Source organism: Rahnella sp. CFA14(1/10) (assembly GCF_004195095.1).
GTDB classification, from domain to species: domain Bacteria; phylum Pseudomonadota; class Gammaproteobacteria; order Enterobacterales; family Enterobacteriaceae; genus Rahnella; species Rahnella perminowiae.
The window spans coordinates 38697-58062 of record NZ_SEWS01000016.1; the positions used below are offsets into that span (position 1 = coordinate 38697).

General features: G+C 53.9%; 19 protein-coding genes. 11 read left to right on the plus strand and 8 right to left on the minus strand.

Annotation, left to right across the window (positions count from 1 at the left end; genetic code table 11):
- Positions 1 to 12 precede the first annotated feature (12 nt).
- From EVX52_RS23885 to uraH, 4 genes are read left to right on the plus strand one after another with little or no spacing between them, the layout of a single operon-like run.
- On the plus strand, positions 13 to 1251 hold the full coding sequence (locus tag EVX52_RS23885; protein WP_129992257.1) for an alanine--glyoxylate aminotransferase family protein: 1239 nt from the start codon (positions 13 to 15) through the stop codon (positions 1249 to 1251).
- Positions 1251 to 2525, plus strand: coding sequence for an allantoate amidohydrolase (gene hpxK, locus EVX52_RS23890; protein WP_129992258.1), 1275 nt, complete (start codon positions 1251 to 1253; stop codon positions 2523 to 2525). Before EVX52_RS23885 ends, hpxK begins: the two co-directional genes overlap by 1 nt.
- Complete coding sequence (uraD, locus tag EVX52_RS23895) at positions 2522 to 3019, plus strand: 2-oxo-4-hydroxy-4-carboxy-5-ureidoimidazoline decarboxylase (protein ID WP_129992259.1); 498 nt, start codon at positions 2522 to 2524, stop codon at positions 3017 to 3019. The genes hpxK and uraD overlap by 4 nt, the downstream gene beginning before the upstream one ends.
- The gene (gene uraH / locus EVX52_RS23900; RefSeq protein WP_129955046.1) at positions 3016 to 3366 is read left to right on the plus strand and encodes a hydroxyisourate hydrolase; all 351 of its coding nucleotides are present in this window, start codon (positions 3016 to 3018) and stop codon (positions 3364 to 3366) included. Before uraD ends, uraH begins: the two co-directional genes overlap by 4 nt.
- 12 nt (positions 3367 to 3378) lie before the next feature.
- Here the strand turns inward: uraH and EVX52_RS23905 are convergent, their stop codons facing one another.
- Positions 3379 to 4647, minus strand: a complete 1269-nt coding sequence (locus EVX52_RS23905) for a glutamine amidotransferase (RefSeq protein ID WP_129955047.1) — start codon at positions 4645 to 4647, stop codon at positions 3379 to 3381.
- Positions 4648 to 4870: 223 nt separating this feature from the next.
- On the opposite strand from EVX52_RS23905, the gene EVX52_RS23910 reads away from it, so the two are divergent.
- Positions 4871 to 5377, plus strand: coding sequence for a DUF1993 family protein (locus EVX52_RS23910; RefSeq protein ID WP_129955048.1), 507 nt, complete (start codon positions 4871 to 4873; stop codon positions 5375 to 5377).
- Positions 5378 to 5475: 98 nt separating this feature from the next.
- Here the strand turns inward: EVX52_RS23910 and EVX52_RS23915 are convergent, their stop codons facing one another.
- The gene (locus EVX52_RS23915) at positions 5476 to 6249 is read right to left on the minus strand and encodes an amidohydrolase (protein WP_129955049.1); all 774 of its coding nucleotides are present in this window, start codon (positions 6247 to 6249) and stop codon (positions 5476 to 5478) included.
- Complete coding sequence (locus EVX52_RS23920; RefSeq protein ID WP_129955050.1) at positions 6237 to 7397, minus strand: pyridoxal phosphate-dependent aminotransferase; 1161 nt, start codon at positions 7395 to 7397, stop codon at positions 6237 to 6239. The genes EVX52_RS23915 and EVX52_RS23920 overlap by 13 nt, the downstream gene beginning before the upstream one ends.
- A gap of 207 nt (positions 7398 to 7604) precedes the next feature.
- Here EVX52_RS23920 and EVX52_RS23925 point away from each other — a divergent pair, with 207 nt between their 5' ends.
- From EVX52_RS23925 to EVX52_RS23935, 3 genes are read left to right on the plus strand one after another with little or no spacing between them, the layout of a single operon-like run.
- Complete coding sequence (locus EVX52_RS23925) at positions 7605 to 8219, plus strand: methylthioribulose 1-phosphate dehydratase (RefSeq protein ID WP_129992260.1); 615 nt, start codon at positions 7605 to 7607, stop codon at positions 8217 to 8219.
- Positions 8216 to 8902: an acireductone synthase gene (gene mtnC, locus EVX52_RS23930; protein ID WP_129955052.1), complete on the plus strand. Its 687-nt coding sequence runs from the start codon at positions 8216 to 8218 to the stop codon at positions 8900 to 8902. The genes EVX52_RS23925 and mtnC overlap by 4 nt, the downstream gene beginning before the upstream one ends.
- Before the next feature lie 11 nt (positions 8903 to 8913).
- A complete protein-coding gene (locus EVX52_RS23935) occupies positions 8914 to 9459 on the plus strand; it encodes an acireductone dioxygenase (protein WP_129992261.1) in 546 nt (181 codons plus the stop codon).
- Positions 9460 to 9944: 485 nt separating this feature from the next.
- On the opposite strand, the gene EVX52_RS23940 is transcribed toward EVX52_RS23935, so the two are convergent.
- From EVX52_RS23940 to mtnA, 4 genes are all read right to left on the minus strand, one after another.
- Entirely contained in the window at positions 9945 to 10607 is a 663-nt protein-coding gene (locus EVX52_RS23940; RefSeq protein WP_129955054.1) for a DUF799 domain-containing protein, read from the minus strand.
- Complete coding sequence (locus tag EVX52_RS23945) at positions 10604 to 10981, minus strand: DUF4810 domain-containing protein (protein WP_129992262.1); 378 nt, start codon at positions 10979 to 10981, stop codon at positions 10604 to 10606. The genes EVX52_RS23940 and EVX52_RS23945 overlap by 4 nt, the downstream gene beginning before the upstream one ends.
- 18 nt (positions 10982 to 10999) lie before the next feature.
- On the minus strand, positions 11000 to 11671 hold the full coding sequence (locus EVX52_RS23950) for a CsgG/HfaB family protein (protein WP_015696171.1): 672 nt from the start codon (positions 11669 to 11671) through the stop codon (positions 11000 to 11002).
- A 307-nt stretch (positions 11672 to 11978) separates the two neighbouring features.
- Positions 11979 to 13007 carry an S-methyl-5-thioribose-1-phosphate isomerase gene (gene mtnA / locus EVX52_RS23955; protein ID WP_129992263.1) on the minus strand — a complete coding sequence of 343 codons (1029 nt, stop codon included), beginning with the start codon at positions 13005 to 13007 and terminating at the stop codon, positions 11979 to 11981.
- A 116-nt stretch (positions 13008 to 13123) separates the two neighbouring features.
- Here mtnA and mtnK point away from each other — a divergent pair, with 116 nt between their 5' ends.
- The 3 genes from mtnK (at position 13124) to EVX52_RS23970 (ending at position 16583) form a co-directional block, all read left to right on the plus strand.
- Positions 13124 to 14323, plus strand: coding sequence for an S-methyl-5-thioribose kinase (mtnK, locus tag EVX52_RS23960; RefSeq protein WP_129992264.1), 1200 nt, complete (start codon positions 13124 to 13126; stop codon positions 14321 to 14323).
- 95 nt (positions 14324 to 14418) lie between these two features.
- Positions 14419 to 14889: a DUF1456 family protein gene (locus tag EVX52_RS23965; protein WP_015696175.1), complete on the plus strand. Its 471-nt coding sequence runs from the start codon at positions 14419 to 14421 to the stop codon at positions 14887 to 14889.
- Between the two features lie 296 nt (positions 14890 to 15185).
- The gene (locus EVX52_RS23970; RefSeq protein ID WP_129992265.1) at positions 15186 to 16583 is read left to right on the plus strand and encodes a carbohydrate porin; all 1398 of its coding nucleotides are present in this window, start codon (positions 15186 to 15188) and stop codon (positions 16581 to 16583) included.
- A 264-nt stretch (positions 16584 to 16847) separates the two neighbouring features.
- On the opposite strand, the gene fadE is transcribed toward EVX52_RS23970, so the two are convergent.
- Complete coding sequence (gene fadE / locus EVX52_RS23975; protein WP_129992266.1) at positions 16848 to 19316, minus strand: acyl-CoA dehydrogenase FadE; 2469 nt, start codon at positions 19314 to 19316, stop codon at positions 16848 to 16850.
- Between the last annotated feature and the right edge of the window lie 50 nt (positions 19317 to 19366).

Genomic DNA, 19366 nt, shown 5'->3' on the forward strand with positions numbered 1-19366 from the left:
AAAGGATTAACTATGTCAGATTTCATCTCTCCCGGACAAATCAACCCGCCAACCCGTCTGCTGATGGGGCCGGGACCCATCAATGCCGATCCGCGCGTGCTGCGGGCGATGGCGAGCCAGCTGGTCGGGCAATATGATCCGGTGATGACCGGCTACATGAACGAAGTTATGGCGCTGTACCGTGCGCTGTATAAAACCGACAATCAGTGGACGTTCCTGATCGACGGCACCTCACGCGCCGGTATTGAAGCCGTGCTGCTTTCCGGTATCCGTCCGGGCGACAAAGTACTGGTGCCGGTATTTGGCCGCTTCGGTCATTTGCTGTGCGAGATTGCCCGCCGCTGCCGCGCCGAAGTGCACACCCTCGAAGCGCCGTGGGGCGAAGTGTTTGACCCGCAGCAAATCGAAGATGCGATTAAATCGGTGAAACCGCGCTGGCTGCTGACCGTGCAGGGCGACACCTCCACCACCATGTTGCAGCCGCTGGAACAACTGGGTGAAATCTGCCGCCGTCACGGCGTGCTGTTCTACTCCGATGCCACGGCGTCCTTTGGTGGTAACCCGCTGGAAACCGATGCCTGGGGGCTGGACGCCGTTTCTGCCGGTTTGCAAAAATGCCTCGGCGGCCCGTCAGGCAGCTCACCGGTCACCATCAGCCCGCGCTTTGAAGAACAAATCCGCCGCCGTAAATGCGTCGAGCAGGGCATCCGTACGGCGGATCATGCTGACGGTGACGAAGAGATGATTTACTCCAACTATTTCGATCTGGGCATGATCATGGATTACTGGGGGCCGGAGCGTCTGAATCACCATACCGAAGCCACCAGCATGTTGTTCGCAGCCCGCGAATGCGCACGCATTATTCTGGAAGAGGGGCTGGATACCGGTATCGCACGCCACAAGTTGCACGGTGGCGCATTACTGGCCGGCATTCAGGGCATGGGACTGGAAGTGTTCGGTGACCTGAATAACCGCATGAGCAACGTGCTCGGCGTGGTCATTCCGCCGGGCGTTCATGGCGAACAGGTTCGCCAGATCATGCTTAATGACTTCGGCATTGAAATCGGTACGTCATTTGGCCCACTGGCCGGAAAAATCTGGCGCATCGGCACCATGGGCTACAACGCCCGTAAAGACTGTGTGCTGCAGACGCTGGTGGCGCTGGAAGCGGTGCTTAACCGTCTGGGCTTTGCGTCGAAATACGGCGCAGGGGCGCAGGCCGCCTGGGACCACTACGCGGGAGGTCAGTAATGGCTGAAGCCTTTACGCTGGCTGCGGTTTCAGAAAGCGCAAAGCTTGCCGCTGAAAGGGTGATGGCGCGTTGCGACGCACTGGCCGCCATCAGCGAAACGCCGGGGCAACTGACCCGCGTGTATCTTTCGCCGGAGCATTTGCAAGCCAACCGTCTGGTGGGCGAATGGATGAGCGCCGCCGGGATGCGCGTCTGGCAGGACAGCGTCGGCAATATCTGCGGGCGTTATGAAGGGCTGGATGCGTCGGCACCGGCCATTTTGTTGGGATCACATCTTGACAGCGTGCGTAATGCCGGCCGTTATGACGGCCCGCTCGGCGTGCTGACCGCGCTGGAAGTGGTGGCGCATTTGCATCAGAACGCCATCCGTTTACCGATGGCGGTGGAAATCGTCGGGTTCTGCGATGAGGAGGGCACACGTTTTGGCATCACGCTGCTTGGCAGTCGCGGACTGACCGGCACCTGGCCCGCCGACTGGCTGGAACGTCAGGACGCGCAGGGTATTACGGTTGCTCAGGCGATGCGTCACGTCGGGCTGGATCCGCTGAATATCGGCGCATCACAGCGTGCGGTCAGCGATTTTTGCGCCTATCTGGAATTGCATATTGAGCAGGGCCCGTGCCTGCAAACGGCGGACGTGCCGCTCGGCGTGGTCACGGCGATTAATGGCGCGCGTCGCCTTAATTGTGAATTCACCGGTCATGCGGGTCATGCCGGCACCGTACCAATGGGGCAGCGTCAGGACGCGCTGACTGCGGCAGCCGAATGGACACTGGCCATCGAAAGCATCACCACCGCCACCGGTCGCAATACGGTGGCAACCGTGGGTACGCTGGAATGTCTGCCGGGCGCGGTGAATGTCATTCCGGGGCAGGTGAAATTGTCGCTGGATGTGCGCGGACCACGTGATGGCGATGTATCTGCATTGCTTGAAACACTGCTGGCGAAGGGCCGTGAGATTGCTACACGTCGCGGGCTGACGTTTGCCTGCGAACAGTTTTACAGCATCAGCGCGACGGAATGTCACGCCGGTTTACAGCATCGTCTCAGCCAGAGCGTTTTACACTTGCAGGGACAGGCGATGTCGCTGCCAAGCGGCGCAGGGCACGACGCGATTGCTATCGCCGAATGCTGGCCGGTCGGCATGTTGTTTGTGCGCTGCAAAGACGGCATCAGCCATCATCCCGATGAGTCTGTTACCTCCGGTGACGTGGCATTCGCGGTGCAGGCATATATTAATACTGTGCTGAGTTTTGGTGAGGGGCATTTATGACACCGGAAGCGTTCAATGGGTTATCCGAAACCGAAGCCATTTCCCTGTTGCGCCCGCTGGTCAGTATTCCGGCCTGGGCGAAAACGGTCAGTGAGGCGCGGCCTTATTCTTCTGTGGAAGATGTGCTGCGCTGTGCCGAAGCGGCCTGTGACAACTGGACGCAGGAAGACATTGCCCGCGCGCTGTCTGCGCATCCGCGCATCGGTGAACGGGCCAGCGGCACCGGCAAAGAAGCGCAGCTTTCCCGTGGCGAACAGGCGACGCTCAATATCAGCCAGCAGGCAGTGATTGATGCGTTGCATGACGGTAATCTGCGTTATGAACAGCGCTTCGGACGGGTATTTTTGATCCGCGCCAAAGGGCGCAGCGCAGAGCAGATTCTGGATAATCTGCAACGGCGGCTACAGAATTTACCGGACGATGAAGATCGCGAAACGGCGCAACAACTCAAAGAAATTACCTTGCTGCGTTTAAAGGAGATATTTCAGTCATGACCTCTGTTTCTAAAACGAAAGTCACCACCCATATTCTCGATACGTCGTCAGGGCAGCCTGCGGCCAATGTGCGCGTCTGGCTGGAAAGGGTGGAAGGGCACAACATCACGCTTGTCAGCGAAACCCAAACGGATGCCGATGGTCGTGCCGCAAAATTAACACCGGAACCGGTCGCCTCAGGGCATTACCGCTTGTGTGCGGATATCGGCGCGTATTTTGCCGCCACCGGTCGTGAGACGCTTTATCACTCGGCGATCATTGATGTGGTGATCGCCGGTGAACAGGATCATTACCATCTGCCGCTCCTGATCAGCCCTTATTCCTGCTCCACCTATCGCGGCAGTTAGACGGCGTCGTCATCAGCCCATCAGCCTGTGCGGATGTTTTAAACGCACGCTTTTGGTCAGTGCGGCGTGACTGACATCGCGGTCACGGTTGCACTGACGCACCTGTTGCAGAAACGCCATCAGCAGCGGATTGGGCCGCTCGCGTCGTGACGTCAGCTCCGGTTGCCCCTGAACGCCTATAAAGAACGGATGATTGTTCAGCTCAACAGCCTGCGCCTGTTCACCACTTTCGTCATACCCTGAAACGTTCAGCCCCGCGCTTTCAAGCTCCGCCAGTAAATGCGGATTCAGATAGCGGCGCTGGTTGTAGCGCAGCAAAAATTCATTGCCCGTTTTATTGGCCAGCAGGGTGCCGCGGCGGGTGATGACCGGGTGATTTCCCAGACGGGGCTGGGTGTGTTCGGCCAGCGGTAAACCGGTTTGCAGGCTGCCGAGCGTTGACGGCCCGTGCATGACTACACGTTCCTGTCCGAGCACTTTCTGCCCCAGCGCAGTGATCATCTGATGCATGCCCTGATTAATCCCTAACACCGGGGTCTGGTTTTCCAGTGCCCAGGTGGCGGTTGCCAGCGGTCCGGCCTGCGCATCGCTGCGGGTGATCGTTGCGCCCGGGAAGATAATGCCGTCGACGTCAGCCAGTGTGCAATCAAGCTGGCTGCCCAGTAACGTGGATGTCACATAGACAACATCAATGTTCATTGCCAGTGCATCGGCGGCGTCTCCCAGTGCAGCGAGCATTGCCGGATAACTGTCGCGCTGCTCGCTAACATCCCCCACCAGTGCCACGCGCAGGGTTTTTCCTGCCCGCATGACCGGCTGTGAAACCGAACCTAATGCCCAGCGGCCAAAGGCATCGCGTCCCCAGCCGTTACTGCGAATTTTGCCGGTGATGCAGTCTTCCAGCTGGAATTTATCCTGATTGCGCACCACGGTTAATGATTCAGTTTCAATGCCCTGTGCTGTAATGAATGCGTTCAACTCTGCGGATAACGGTTCACGCAAGGGCACGACGATATCTTCTTTAAGTGCCCGATAAATCAGGGATTCAATGCCGGATTCCTCACCCGCATCACGCCCGGTCAGGCGCTCCAGCCACACCAGCCCGCTGGTTATTGCCTGTCCCTGCGCCGTCACGTGCTGGCGCGCATTCGGGTAACGTTGCGCATCATGACTGACGGGAAAATGACACAGCGGCAAAGCGCGTAGCTCAGCAAGTATCGCTGCCATCGCGCCGTACAACGCGGGTTCGGGCGTGGAGTGTGCAATAAAGGTGATGGTCATCAGGGGTCCTCTGTCAGATGTTTTTGCGGGAGTAGGAAATGCAAGAATTGATCCACCCGGGGTTGTTTTTACATGCGCTGACAAAAAGAGCGGCGCACGTCGCAAACCTGACGTTCCGCCATCCTTCACTGCTATAAAACGTCACGCTGTTCAGACCGGAACGCGCTAAGGTAGCGCCGGTTGTTCTAAGTTGTTCTAACCCGTCATTCACTGAGGAAGCATCATGTCAGCATCGCTTTATGGCAGTACAGCGGCACAGTTTGTTCGTGGTTTACAGAATCTTTCAGCATTACTGGAAAAGGGCGAGGCATGGGCAAAGGAAAACGGCAAATCAGAAGAAGAAGTCCTGAATACCCGTCTGGCAGAAGATATGTATCCGCTGGCGCGTCAGGTGCAGATCACCAGTGATATGTCGAAAGGCGCGGTTGCCCGTCTGGCCGGTATTACCGCGCCGGCGATGGAAGACAACGAAGTGACGTTTGCCCAATTGCAGGAACGTATCGCCAACACACTGCGTTTTATCGAAAGCGTGGACGCACAGCAACTGGAAGGCGATGAATCCCGTGAGATCGTGGTGAAAGGCAGAAACCGTGAAATGAAATTTACTGCACACAGCTACGTGACAGTATTTGCCATACCTAACTTTTATTTCCATATCACCACGGCGTATAACATTCTGCGCCATCTGGGCGTGAATATTGGTAAAGCGGACTTTATCGGCGGAAATTAACCGCGGCGGCCACCCAACAGAACGGTATAAAGTAAAAATGCCCCGGCAGAGACGTCCGGGGCATTTTTTTGTGAAGGCTGTTTAAGCGCTAAACCTTCTTAATCATGAAGCAAAAAAGTATCGGCATCACGCCAGGCCGGGAAGGTTTCGCGGTAATCCTGTAGCGCTTCAAGCGACAACTCGGCATCGATAATCATCGCTGAGCCCGGCTCAGCACGCGCCAGTTCTTCACCCTGCGGATTAAAAATCAGGCTGTCACCGCTGTAGTAATGGCCGTTGTCATCGTGGCCGACACGGTTGCAACCGGCAACATAAGCCTGATTTTCAATCGCACGGGCGGCAAGCAATGTCTGCCAGTGGCGGCTGCGCGGTGCCGGCCAGTTGGCGACGTAAAGTGCCAGATCGTAATCCTGCCGGTTGCGTGAATACACCGGGAAACGCAGGTCATAGCAGACTTGCGGCAGAATACGCCAGCCGCGCCATTCCACGATTTCACGACGTTTTCCCGGCACATAATAATTGTGTTCACCCGCCATACGGAACAGGTGGCGTTTATCGTAAAAATGCACTTTACCCTGCGGTTCGACCAGCAGAAAACGATTCACTGCGCCTTCCGTGGTGCTCAATGCCACGCTGCCTCCGATCATTGCACCGAGCTGTTTCGCCCACTGTTGCAGCCATTGCACGACACGCGATTCAGGCAATGCGCTGCCCGGTGCCTGCATGGCGAAACCGGTGGTGAACATTTCCGGCAAGACAATCAGGTCGCGTGCGGTCAGTGCACCGAGCAGGCCGTCGAAGTGTGCGAGGTTAGCCTCGCCGTCCAGCCACACCAATGGCTGTTGCAATACGGACAGTTTTAAAGTTGACACAGGCGCTCCGAAGCCGCGTCCAGTGTAGCTTCCTGTTTGGCGAAGCACAGCCGGATCAGTTTATGTGGGAAAGGCGCGGCGCAGAAAACCGACATCGGAATGGCCGCCACACCGGCATGTTCAGTCAGCCAGTGGCAGAATGCAACATCATCTAAATCGGAAACGTCACTGTAATCGGCCAGCAGGAAATAGGTGCCCTGACCCGGCAAGACCTTCAGACGGCTGTTAGCCAGCCCCTGCGCGAGACGGTCACGTTTAGCCTGATAAAAGGCCGGTAATTCCTGCCAGTGTTCCGGCGCTTCACGCAGCATATCCGCCAGCGCCAGCTGAACCGGCGTGGTGATGGAGAAGGTGAGGTACTGGTGAACCTTGCGCAGTTCAGCGCTGATTATCGCCGGTGCCACGCAATAGCCCACACGCCAGCCGGTCATGTGATACGTCTTACCGAACGACGACACGGCAATGGCGCGCTGACGCAGTTCCGGATGACGCAGCACACTGGCGTGACCTTCCGGCGCAAAACAGATGTGCTCATACACTTCATCGCTCAGCACGAAAATGTGCTTATCCGCAATGCTCTGCCAGAGCTGCTCAATGTCGCTGTGGCTCCAGACGGTGGCCGACGGATTATGCGGCGTGTTGATGATCACAAGCTTTGTGCGATCAGTGATGTGATCCGCGAATTCCGCCCAGTTAACTTTGAATTCCGGTGGCTGCAACTGAATACGTTTCATTACGCCGCCCGCCAGTTCTACCGCCGGAGCATAGCAGTCATAGCTCGGATCGAAAGCAATCACTTCGTCACCTTCCGATACCAGCGCGGTGATGGCGATATACAGCGATTCTGTCGCACCCGCCGTGATGGTGATGTCGGTGGTGGCATCCGGTGCATAGCCGTAAATCTGTTCGGTTTTGGTGGCAATTGCCTCACGCAGCTGTGCCGTGCCGGTCATCGGGGCGTACTGGTTCGCGCCCTGGCTGACGTGATAAGCCAGACGGTTTTTCAGGTATTCGGGGCCGTCGAAATCAGGGAAACCCTGCGACAGGTTAATGGCATTGTGTTTCTGCGCCAGTGCACTCATTTGGGTAAAAATGGTAGTGCCTAAAGCAGGAAGTTTACTTTCGGGGATCAGTGCTGCTGTGCTCATGGCGGGTCAGTACTCCTGGACCGTTGACCTGACAGGCGTCAGGTGTGCAAATAGCGATGTTGCTCACAATATAACACGATGTTAATATTTGGCAATCGAGACGCTTAGATGGCTAAATGCCAATTCGGTCTAAGCCGCATAACATTGAATATATCGTCAGTTTCATCCCGAACTTCGTCCCTCAACCCACAGCTTTTCAGGAATACGATGACAGAGAATTTGCAATTGGGCGCGCTGCTGGCGGCCTGTCACTGGATTGGACAGAAGGGCTGGAGCCCGGCGACGGGCGGCAATATGTCCGTGCGCGAAGGCGATGCCCATTGCCTGATCACTGAATCGGGAAAAGACAAGGGATCACTGACCGCAGAAGATTTCCTGCGGGTGGAACTCGACAGTGGCCTGGCACCCGGCGGACGTCGTCCTTCAGCGGAAACCGGGCTGCACACCATGCTGTATTCCCGCTATCCTGAAACAGGTGCGGTGCTGCATACCCATTCGGTCAATTCGACGGTGTTATCCCGGGCAGAACGCAGTGGTGCGCTGGTGCTGGAAGGTTATGAGATGCAGAAATCGCTCAGCGGCCAGACCTCGCACCTTGATCAGGTGGTGATCCCGATTTTCGACAACAGCCAGGATATTGCTGCGCTGGCGCAGAAGATCATGACGTCAGCGGAGCACACACCGTTGCAGTATGGTTTTTTGCTGCGTGGCCATGGGCTGACGTGCTGGGGGCGGGATGTGGCCGAAGCGCGCCGCCATCTGGAGGGGCTGGAGTTTTTATTCCAGTGTGAACTGCAACGTCGCCTGCTGGAGGCTAAATGATCCGCGCTATTGTCACTGATATTGAAGGCACCACCACGGATATCCGTTTTGTACACCAGGTGTTATTCCCCTATGCCCGGCAGCGTCTCGCCGACTTCCTGCGCCATGAGCACGAACAGCCGGACGTCGCCGCTGCCCTGGACGCTTTACGCGCTGAAATCGACCGGCCACAGGCCAGCGTCGAGGCGCTGATCGAACAGCTCTTTACGTATATGGATAACGACGTGAAATCGACGTCGCTGAAAGTATTGCAGGGCATCATCTGGCGTACCGGCTATGAAAACGGTGATTTTCGCGGACATCTGTATGCCGATGTCGCGCCGCAGCTGGAAGCGTGGAAAGCGGAGGGGCTGCAACTTTGCGTGTATTCCTCAGGTTCGGTAGACGCGCAAAAGTTATTGTTTGGCTACAGTGATGCCGGTGATTTAACGCCGCTGTTCAGCAGATATTTCGATACCCGCGTCGGTGCCAAGCGTGAAACGGAATCGTATCAGAACATCGCTGAACAACTGATATTGCCGCCGCAGGATTTACTGTTTTTATCGGACATTCGTCAGGAGCTGGACGCCGCGCGTTTAGCGGGCTGGAATACCTGTCAGCTGATCCGCGATGACGCTGATGAACTCAGCGATCATCTGCAGGTTAATCGTTTTGATCAGATAGCCTTAGAAACATTCTTATAAGAGGGTTGACCATGAGTGCATTAACGATTTTTAGTGACCAGGATCCTTCCGCACCGTTGTGGGAAAGCCGAGACGGAGACGCGATCGCCGCCGAACTGAGCAAAATTGATGTACGTTTCGAACGCTGGCAGGCTGACCGCGATTTAGGCGCAAACCCGCAGCCGCAGGACGTGATTGCCGCTTATCAGCATGAAATCGACAAACTGGTCGAAGAGAAGGGGTATCAGAGCTGGGACGTGATCAGCATGCGTCCGGACAACGAGCAACGCGAGGTGCTGCGCACTAAATTCCTTTCCGAACATACGCACGGTGAAGACGAAGTGCGTTTCTTCGTCGAAGGCGCAGGGCTGTTTTGTCTGCACCTGAACGGCAAGATTTTCCAGATCCTGTGCGAGAAAAACGATCTGATTTCCGTACCGGCCAACACCCGCCACTGGTTTGATATGGGCGGCTCTCCGTCGTTCACGGCAATCCGCGTTTTCGATAATCCCGAAGGGTGGGTGGCGCATTTTACCGGCGATAAGATTGCCGATTCGTACCCGAGAATGGGTGAATAAGATTTGCGTACTGCAGAAACAAAAAAACCACCAGAAGGTGGTTTTTTTGTGCTGGTCAGGTTAGCGGCCTTTCCAGCGGGCTTCGTTACTGATGTAACGCAAGCGCAACCCAGCCACAACATAGTCTGCTTTCTGAACAATTTTGTCAAGTTGGTCGACAACAAGTGTATGATTATGGCGGCCCTTTACGCCGTCTTAGCAAACGGGCACCGGTTTCAGAAAAGGATGTCCAATGACCGTCAACGCAGGCGCAACCCAGCGCTTGTTTTCACGGAGATATCACCGGTGGTGTTGACGTGAAGCGGTCTTTGCAAGGACCGCACAATGAAACGGTACATCTGTATCTTTATCGTTGTCACCGGAGCGGCAATGTTTCAGGGCAAAGGAAGTTGGAGTATCTCCAATAATTCTCTCTCTGTGACAATTGACGCATCGGGCAAGTAAGCCAGAAAGCCGTCTCGTAAGGGGCGGCTTTCTTTAGGCCTTTATCGCATTGCCTGCTTAGCGTAATTCGGTGAGCGCGGGCCATACAGCAGGCCGTCGGTCTGAGATGCACTCAGCAGACGGTCGCTGGTGAGCCCGGCGATATCATGACCTTTGTCGGAAATCGTGCTGGAGATTTGCTTCACGGCAGCCTGAACCAACATGCCGATGATCCCACCGTTATTGTTGTTGTCATTTTCGCTGTCAGAAGCGGTGGCGTTACCGGTCCACAACACTTTGCCATTGCGTAAATCCACCAGTTTGGCATTAGCGGTCACACGGGTTTCGCTGGAAACCACCATGTAAGTGCTGCCGTAGCGGGTTATATCAATGTAAAGCGCGGCATCCGCACCGAAAATTTCACGCAGTTTGGCGGCGCTGACGGCACGAATATCTTCCGCACCGGTTATGCCGTTCTGCTTGAAAGTTTCCTCAACGACTGCCACCGGGAAGACATAGAAGCCGTCTTCAGCCAGCGGTGCGGTGACGGTAGAAAGCATGCTGTGACTGGCATTCACATCCGGAGAATGGTTCACCGGCGGGAGCACCAGAATCGATCTCGGTTTGCTCTCTTTAAACGCGGTGTAATCGTAGGACGCTTTTTTCGCACAACCCGTCAGCAGTAACGTCAGCACTACGCCGGTCAGCAGGAATAAACGTTTCATTTAACACTCCCTTTATTTTTCAGCAGGAAATCCATATAGGTTGCTGACTCCGGAAATAAACTTTTCTCAGTATTGAATTCCTGAAATGCCAGGTCGGTGTGGCCCGTATTGGCATAAAGCAATCCCAGTTGCGCGTGCAGGCCAGGTGGTACGGCTTTATTGGTGGCGCGGGATTTTTCAATCGATTCTTTTAATGACGCGATTTGTTCTTCAGGACCCACTTTGTCACCCTGATAATACTGGTATACCGTAGACTGGTATTTGTCCCAATTATAAAGTGACTTATCCGCCTGCTTTGCACAGCCCGCTAATAATAACGTCAAGGTAATAAGGCCACCCTTTATCACGGCGCTTTGGTTTTTACATATTGTCATTTTATAATATCCGTATTATTAATTAGCCGGACGCCATGCGCCGCTTTCGATTCCATTGACCAGATTATTCACCGCTTCGCGGATAGCTAAATCCAGCACTTTACCGTTTAAGGTTGAGTCATAACTGGCGGTGCCGCCGAAACCAATAATTTCGCGGTTAGACAGGGAATATTCGCCCGCACCTTGTGAGGAGTACACCACTTCTGAGGTCTGTACATTAACGACATTCAGGCTGACTTTAGCGTAAGCGATTTGTTGCTTGCCGCGTCCCAGGATGCCCCACAGCTGGTTATCGCCGACTTCTTTGCGGCCAAACTCAGTGACATCGCCGGTGATGACATAGTTCGCGCCTTTCAGAGTTTGTGCCTGGCCTTTGATACCCGCTTCTTCTTTAATTTCCGCCATATTCGTGCGGTCTAATACATTGAAGCGACCCGTTTGTTGCAGGTCAGTGACCAGAATGGTTTTAGACTGATTGCCCAGACGATCGACACCATCGGAGAAAATGCCACTCATATAACTGGAGCGGTTATCGAATTTACCGACAGAAATCGGGCTGCGCGGACCATTATATTGCGTGTTATAAGAAGCCACTTTCTGAACTTCTACCGTGCGTGATGATTCTGTTGCGCACCCTGATAATGTGCCTGCCGCAATAATTGCCGACAAAACGAAAACTGATTTCCTCATGTTACTATTCCTTGTCCATTTAATGTCTTATTAACGGGTAATAGCTGCCCGTTCCAAATTAAAATAATTTGACTTAATGTCATCTCAATATGATGAAATTGATATTTCACTTAAAGGCGCGAATTATCTCAATAGCCAGATTTTCTATTTACGGCATCGAAAACCGGTGCAGAAAAGGGATAAATTTAAATTGGCTAAGAATAATCCTAACAGATATTGGTTTTCGATTTCCTTACATTTGTGAGTTTTTCTTATCAGTAGCTTAAAAAAACAGCGCCCGCAGGCGCTGTATTGCAGGCAGGCTGTTTTAACTTAATGCCTGACGGAAGATACCATCCTGTACCTGATCCGGTGTCACCACCCCCACATCCAGCACCCAGCCGCTGATCAATTCTGCCGGTGTGACATCAAATGCCGGGTTATAAACCTGCGCGTTGAACGGTGCCCATTGCACGGCCCCGAAACTGCCGGAAACGCCGGTGACTTCAGTCGCTGTCCGTTGTTCGATCGGGATGGCGGCACCGTTCCGGCACTGCGGATCATGTGTGGTATGCGGCGCGGCAACGTAGAACGGAATGCCGTGATATTTCGCCAGTACCGCCAGGCTGTAAGTGCCAATTTTGTTCGCGACATCGCCATTGGCGGCAATGCGGTCAGCGCCAACCCAGATAGCATCGACGCGTTTTTGTGCCATCAGGCTGGCGGCCATCGAATCACAAATCAGCTGATACGGAATGTTAAGTTCGCCAAGTTCCCAGGCAGTGAGGCGGCCGCCCTGTAACAGCGGACGGGTTTCATCCACCCATACCTGTTCCACATTGCCCTGTTCATGGGCACGGCGGATCACCCCGATGGCTGTGCCGATGCCTGCCGTTGCCAGACCGCCGGTGTTGCAATGGGTGAGCAGGCGACTGCCGGGCGTCACCAGCGTCGAGCCGTGTGTGGCAATGCTGTCACATAATGCTTTGTCTTCATCCACCAGACGGAGAGCTTCTTCAGTCAGCGCTTTCACGTAATCCGCCTGCTGCAATGCAGCCTTCATGCGGTCAAGATTGTTCATCAGATTCACTGCCGTCGGACGCGAAGCACGCAAGGTTTCCAGCGCGTGATGCAATTCATCCTGCGCCATGCCCTGTTCAGCCAGCAATGCCAGCAGCAGGCTGGCGGACAAACCAATCAGCGGCGCACCACGCACGCGCAGGGTCCGGATGTGATCCACCAGTTCACTGACGTCGCGGCATTCGCGCCAGTCTGAACGTTGCGGCAGAGCTTGCTGGTCGAGGATCCACAGCTGGTTTTCACGAATACGTAAACTGGTGGTTGTGAGGCTTTGCATTGTTGGTTAAATCCTTGTTGCCCGGTTGCATCTGTTCACTTATTCTGCCAACATGCTTCACGGATGTATAGACGTCTAAACGCTTTAAAGGCTAAAAAAGAATTCGAGAGGTCAGGATGTCACGTTACTACACCTTTACCGCCCAAGATGCCGTTGAATATGCCCGTCAGTTTGGTGGCGTGGCGGATCCGCAATCTCTGGTCACGGCCGATGAAATCGGTGACGGAAACCTGAACCTGGTGTTTAAGATCCGCGATACGGCGGGAAAAAGCCGGGTGATTGTGAAACAGGCTCTCCCTTATGTGCGGTGTGTGGGGGAATCCTGGCCGCTGACGTTAGATCGTGCGCGCATTGAAGCCGAAACCCTGATCATCCACGGTCAGTATTGCCCGCAGCACACGGTTAACGTGTTGCATCACGACGCTGAACTGGCCGTGATGGTGCAGGAAGATTTGTCGGATCATCATATCTGGCGCAGTGAACTGGTGCTGGGAAAACATTACCCGCAGGCAGCAACCCAGTTGGGCGAATATCTGGCTCAGACGCTGTTCCATACTTCCGATTTCTACCAGAATGCGCAGGCCAAAAAAGCCGAAGTCTCCCGTTTTACTAACCCTGAATTATGTCAGATCACCGAAGATCTGTTCTTCACCGATCCGTATGTTGATCATGAGCGCAATAATTTTGAGCCGGTATTGCAGCCGGCGGTGGAGGTGCTGCGTCAGGATAAACCGCTGCGTCTGGCCGTCGCCGCGCTGAAACACCGTTTCCTGAGCAAGGCGCAGGCGCTGCTGCATGGTGATATCCACAGCGGTTCGATTTTCGTTGCCGAAGGCAAACTGAAAGCCATCGACGCGGAGTTCGGTTATTACGGCCCGATGGGCTTTGATCCCGGTTCGGCTCTCGGCAACCTGCTACTGAACTATTGTGGTCTGCCGGGGCTGGTTGGGGTGCGCGAAGCGGCGGATGGCCGCGAGCAGCGCCTGCAAGATGTGCGCGAACTGTGGCTGAGTTTCTCAGCGCGTTTTCTGCAACTGGCGCGGGATAAATCCCAAGATCCGACGCTGGCGGAGCCGGGTTATGCAGAACTCTTCCTGCAGGAGGTCTGGCACGACGCGGTCGGTTACTGCGGCGCGGAGTTGATTCGCCGTACGGTCGGCCTGGCGCATGTTGCTGATCTCGATACCATTAAAGATGATGCCATGCGCGCTGATTGCCAGCGCCATGCGCTGAGCCTCGGGCAAAAACTGATCCTCACTGCGCAACAAATCGGCGATGTGGAGTCACTTATTGCACGGATCCGTCAGTTCAGCTAATCCTGTAAGTTTCTTGTATAATGCCCGCCTTCGAGGTGCGTAGGGGTAAACCCGGTGGCATTTCCTCGGTTTACTTTTAACAGGAATACAGAATTATGATGCATAACCATGTCTTACGCAGCGTGCGCTACATGTTGGATTTAAGTGAAGGCCAGCTGATCGAGATCCTTAAAACCACCGGTACGCCTGTCAGCCCCGACGTGATGTCGCGTTATCTGAAAAAAGAAGACGAAGAAGGTTACATGGAAGTGCCGGACGAAGTGATGGCAAACTTCCTTAATGGCCTGATCACTTTTAAACGCGGCAAAGACGATCGCTTCCCGGCACCGGAAGTGGAAAAACGCCTGACCAACAACATTATGCTGAAAAAGCTGCGTGTGGCGTTTGAGCTGAAAACCGAAGATATGATTTCTGTCCTGACCGCGGCTGATTTCAAAGTGTCTGAAGGCGAACTGAGCGCGTTCTTCCGTAAAGAAGGCCACAAAAATTACCGTCCGTGTGGCGATCAGGTGATGCGTTATTTCCTGAAAGGGCTGACGGCGAAAGTTCGTCCTAAAAAAGGCTAAGATATAAAATATTCGCCAGCTTAATATATCTGATGGTGTGTATTATAAATAATAATTAGCGGGGTGCTTTTATGAAAAAAGCGCCCCGTTTTACGTTTATTGGTTTTTCAGTGATGTAATTTCGTTATTACAGTTTTACTTCACGTTTCCCCGCTTTTATTTTTGACAGATTATTCCTTCGAAAACTATCTTCTGTTCTCATTATGAAACCTCCGGGCATTATTTTAATAAAAATGAAATGACACCGTTTATTTTAAAATGGCGAATTTAATTTGTATTGAAAGGACATCTTAATTATGAGAAAGATTACAACTTTGGCTTTATTAGTCGGGCTGGCTGTGTCTGCTCCCGCACTGGCAGCGAGTTCATCAGCCAGTCTGGAAGCCCGTATGGCGCAGCTTGAAAAGCGTCTTCAGCAGGCAGAAGCGCGCGCGGAAACGGCGGAAAAACAGATCCAGCAACTGACGAAGCAGGATGTGAAACGTGAGCAGCAAATAGCCAGCGTGAAAGAAGCCACGCCGGTAGAAGTTAAACAAGATGGAATATCGAAAGACAAATTGTTAACACTTAATGGATTTGATAATTTAAAACTATACGGCGATGTGGAATTTAATGTCGACGGCGCAAGCCGTAGCGGTCAATTAACCTCTGTCAGAACGCAGGATAATAAAAACTGGAAACCGGGAACCCATGAACGCTGGGATGTTAACGGACGGTTATTAATCGGGCTGGATGGTTATCGTCGTAATGATAACGGGCAATTCTCTGGATTTTCTGTACAGCCGACGGCTGACCTGAACGGTTCAATGACGCTTGATGATGCCGCCTTCTTCTTCGGCGAAGAAAAAGACTGGATGGCAAAAATCGGCCGTTTCGAAGCTTATGATATGTTCCCGCTTAATCAGGATACTTTTGTCGAGTACTCCGGTAATACCGCCAATGATCTGTACGCTGACGGCTACGGCTATGTCTATATGATGAAAGAAGGGCGCGGGCGCAGTGACAGCGGCGGCAACATCATGTTGAATAAAAACATCGGCAACTGGTATTTCGAGCTCAATACCTTACTGGAAGATGGTTCCGCGCTGTTTGCCGAGCAAAATTACCATGGCAATGAGCTTGAAAATGATAAAAACGTTGCGTATCTGCGCCCGATTATTGCCTGGAAAGCTGATGCATTCTCGGTGGCAGCCGCAATGGAAACCAATGTGGTGAATAATGCTTACGGTTACACCAACGATAAAGGCGATTTCGTTGACCAGTCCAAACGTAATGGTTACGGCATGACCATGACCTGGGACGGGCAGAAAGCTGACCCTGAAAATGGCGTGGTGGCTAACCTGAGCACTGCCTACATGGATGCATCGGATGAGAAAGATTTTACCGTCGGCGCCAATGCGTTGTGGAAACGCTTCGAACTGGGCTATATCTATGCGCATAACAAAATTGAAGATTTCAACATTAATGGCGTTCGTGCATCCGATTACGACGATGACTGGTTCGATGAGCCGGGCAGCTATGACATTCATACCATTCACGCCAGTTATCTGATCCCGAACGTCATGAACATGGAAAACTTTAACGTGTACCTGGGTGCCTACGTCTCAATGCTGGAAGCAGATAAAGCTGACAGTGCCGATGATGACAGTGATGAGCGTTACGGTGCGCGCGTGCGCTTCAAATACTACTTCTAAATTACCCGTTATATTTCGCGTCACAGGTGCGTTGGCTGCACATGCTCGCCCGAATCACTTACCTGAGTAAGCTCATCGGGACTCGCTTGTCTGCCGCGTTACTCGTCAAAGCCTCGCCCCTTCGGGGCCAGCTTGAGCGCTGTTCAAAGGCTAAAGCCTTTGTCCTGGGACAGGAACTCGTTAGGGTAATAGGTATGTATTTTCACAAATAACAAAAAGCCTGAGTGCGTAACACTCAGGCTTTTTTATCGGCTAACGGTTCACTCAGGCAGCTTCGGTGTGGCGGGGTTTCGCCTCATCCTTTTTTTCGTCGTTTTTCTCCGCGGCTGGTTTTTGCGCGGCCAGGGCATCCGGCTCGAACTCATCAACGTTAATCGAACGCAGACGGCTTTCTTCTGCACGGCTGAGAATACGGGCGTCATCAGCACTCAGATGACCGGCATCCAGACCTTTTTGCGCCAGCATATCCAGACGGGTAAATGGCAGTTTTTTACCCATCGCCTCACATAAACGTTTATGTACCGGCTCTGCCGCCAGAATATCCTGCAATGCTTCTTCCAGCAGGCCAACCGGGTTGTGCTCGCTTGGCGTCAGATACTGACCGCGGCCGATGCGGCTACGCGTGGCCGAAGGCACCTGAAGAATACGCGCCAGTTCGTGATCCAGACGATCTGACGGGGCGGAATGCGAACGGCCCAGCGGGAAAATCACCACCCGCATCACACCGGCCACAAAACGGTTCGGGAAGTTACGCAGCAGGTCGTCGATAGCCACTTCAGCCTGGTGCAGACAATCCTGCACGCCCCAGTGCACCAGCGGTAAATCCGCTTCGTTACAGCCTTCTTCGTCATAGCGTTTCAGCGTCGCCGTGGCCAGATACATCTGGCTGAGGATATCACCGAGGCGGGCGGAAATACGTTCGCGACGTTTCAGGCTGCCACCCAGCACCCCCATCGACACGTCAGCCAGCAGGGCCAGATTGGCGCTCAGACGGTTGATGTGCTGGTAATAACGGGCAGTTTTATCATTGACCGGCGTATCGCTGGTACGACCGTCAGTCAGGCCAAGCCAGAAACTGCGCATTTGGTTGCTACCCACGTGGCCGATATGTCCGAACAGCGCGCGGTCGAAATCATCCAGATCATTTTTCTCCGCCGCCGCCATTTCACGAAGCACATAAGGATGGCAGCGGATCGCACCCTGACCGAAGATGATCATGCTGCGGGTCAGAATGTTGGCACCTTCCACGGTAATTGCAATCGGCGCGCCCTGATAAGAGCGGGCCACGAAGTTACTGGTGCCGAGCATAATGCCTTTACCGCCGGTGATATCCATCGCATCCATCACGGCGCGCTGGCCGCGGTGTGTACAGTGGTATTTCACGATAGCGGACAGCACCGCCGGTTTTTCACCCAGCATAATACCGTTAGTGATAAGCGTCGCGGCGGCATCCATCACATAAGCATTACCGGCAATGCGTGCCAGCGGTTCTTCAATACCTTCCATTTTACCGATCGGCAGTTTGAACTGACGGCGGATATAAGCATAAGCACCGGTCGCCAGCGCCAGAGATTTCAGGCTGCCGGTCGAGTTAGAGGGCAGCGTGATGCCCCGGCCCACAGAAAGACATTCCACCAGCATCCGCCAGCCCTGACCGGCCATTTTCGGGCCGCCAATGATGTAATCGATCGGGACAAAGATATCGCTGCCACGTGTCGGACCGTTCTGGAAGGGCACATTCAGCGGGAAGTGACGGTGACCAATTTCCACACCGGCGGTGTCGGTTGGGATCAGTGCACAGGTAATGCCTAAATCAGTTTCGCTGCCGAGCAGGTGATCGGGATCTTTCAGTTTAAACGCCAGGCCCAGTACGGTGGCGATAGGTGCCAGCGTGATGTAACGCTTGTTCCAGGTCAGGCGCATGCCGAGCACTTCTTTGCCCTGCCACTGGCCTTTGCACACGATACCGAAATCAGGAATGGCTCCGGCATCAGAACCCGCTTCCGGGCTGGTCAGGGCGAAACACGGGATTTCCAGACCGGCGGCCAGACGTGGCAGATAGTGATCTTTCTGCTCTTCGGTACCGTAATGTTGCAGCAGTTCGCCCGGCCCGAGGGAGTTCGGTACACCGACGGTGATCGCCAGAATGCCCGACACACCGGCCAGCTTTTGCAGCACACGCGCCTGTGCGTAAGCTGAGAATTCCAGGCCACCGTATTCTTTCTTAATGATCATCGCGAAGAAGCGGTGCTCTTTCAGATATGCCCACAGTTCCGGCGGCAAATCAGCCAGTTCGTGGGTGATCTGAAAATCATTAGCCATGCGGCAGGCTTCTTCAACCGGCCCGTCAATAAAACGCTGTTCTTCTTCTGTCAGTTGCTGCTCAGGGTAATTCTGTAATTTCTCCCAGTCCGGTTTGCCACCAAACAGGTCGCCTTCCCACCAGGTAGTGCCCGCTTCAATCGCTTCTTTTTCCGTACGGGACATAGCAGGCATCACTTTACGGAAGGTACGCAGCGCGGGGCCGGAGAATAAGGCGCGACGCAGGGCAGGAATATTGAAAGGCAGAAGAATGATCGCCAGCGGCAGTAACAACCACAGCGTCCACAGATGAATGGCGCCCATGGCCGCTGTAAACGCCAGCAAAATCAGGCTGCTAAGGGCAAGGTTGACCTTGTGATAGAACAACGCACCAAGGATCACGATAAATGCAACAATGCTAAGAACCATCATAGTAAAGCTCCTGAGTCGTAGGAGGTCTGACCTGTTGTAGGGATACAATG

Excerpts from the sequence above, each read along its gene's own strand:
- mtnC (WP_129955052.1), top strand. The coding sequence starts at position 8,216 with ATGATCCGCGCTATTGTCACTGATATTGAAGGCACCACCACGGATATC.
- EVX52_RS23950 (WP_015696171.1), bottom strand. The coding sequence starts at position 11,671 with ATGAGGAAATCAGTTTTCGTTTTGTCGGCAATTATTGCGGCAGGCACA.
- mtnK (WP_129992264.1), top strand. The coding sequence starts at position 13,124 with ATGTCACGTTACTACACCTTTACCGCCCAAGATGCCGTTGAATATGCC.
- fadE (WP_129992266.1), bottom strand. The coding sequence starts at position 19,316 with ATGATGGTTCTTAGCATTGTTGCATTTATCGTGATCCTTGGTGCGTTG.
- uraD (WP_129992259.1), top strand. The coding sequence starts at position 2,522 with ATGACACCGGAAGCGTTCAATGGGTTATCCGAAACCGAAGCCATTTCC.
- EVX52_RS23965 (WP_015696175.1), top strand. The coding sequence starts at position 14,419 with ATGATGCATAACCATGTCTTACGCAGCGTGCGCTACATGTTGGATTTA.
- mtnA (WP_129992263.1), bottom strand. The coding sequence starts at position 13,007 with ATGCAAAGCCTCACAACCACCAGTTTACGTATTCGTGAAAACCAGCTG.
- hpxK (WP_129992258.1), top strand. The coding sequence starts at position 1,251 with ATGGCTGAAGCCTTTACGCTGGCTGCGGTTTCAGAAAGCGCAAAGCTT.
- EVX52_RS23935 (WP_129992261.1), top strand. The coding sequence starts at position 8,914 with ATGAGTGCATTAACGATTTTTAGTGACCAGGATCCTTCCGCACCGTTG.
- EVX52_RS23925 (WP_129992260.1), top strand. The coding sequence starts at position 7,605 with ATGACAGAGAATTTGCAATTGGGCGCGCTGCTGGCGGCCTGTCACTGG.
- uraH (WP_129955046.1), top strand. The coding sequence starts at position 3,016 with ATGACCTCTGTTTCTAAAACGAAAGTCACCACCCATATTCTCGATACG.
- EVX52_RS23970 (WP_129992265.1), top strand. The coding sequence starts at position 15,186 with ATGAGAAAGATTACAACTTTGGCTTTATTAGTCGGGCTGGCTGTGTCT.
- EVX52_RS23905 (WP_129955047.1), bottom strand. The coding sequence starts at position 4,647 with ATGACCATCACCTTTATTGCACACTCCACGCCCGAACCCGCGTTGTAC.
- EVX52_RS23940 (WP_129955054.1), bottom strand. The coding sequence starts at position 10,607 with ATGAAACGTTTATTCCTGCTGACCGGCGTAGTGCTGACGTTACTGCTG.
- EVX52_RS23920 (WP_129955050.1), bottom strand. The coding sequence starts at position 7,397 with ATGAGCACAGCAGCACTGATCCCCGAAAGTAAACTTCCTGCTTTAGGC.
- EVX52_RS23910 (WP_129955048.1), top strand. The coding sequence starts at position 4,871 with ATGTCAGCATCGCTTTATGGCAGTACAGCGGCACAGTTTGTTCGTGGT.
- EVX52_RS23885 (WP_129992257.1), top strand. The coding sequence starts at position 13 with ATGTCAGATTTCATCTCTCCCGGACAAATCAACCCGCCAACCCGTCTG.
- EVX52_RS23945 (WP_129992262.1), bottom strand. The coding sequence starts at position 10,981 with ATGACAATATGTAAAAACCAAAGCGCCGTGATAAAGGGTGGCCTTATT.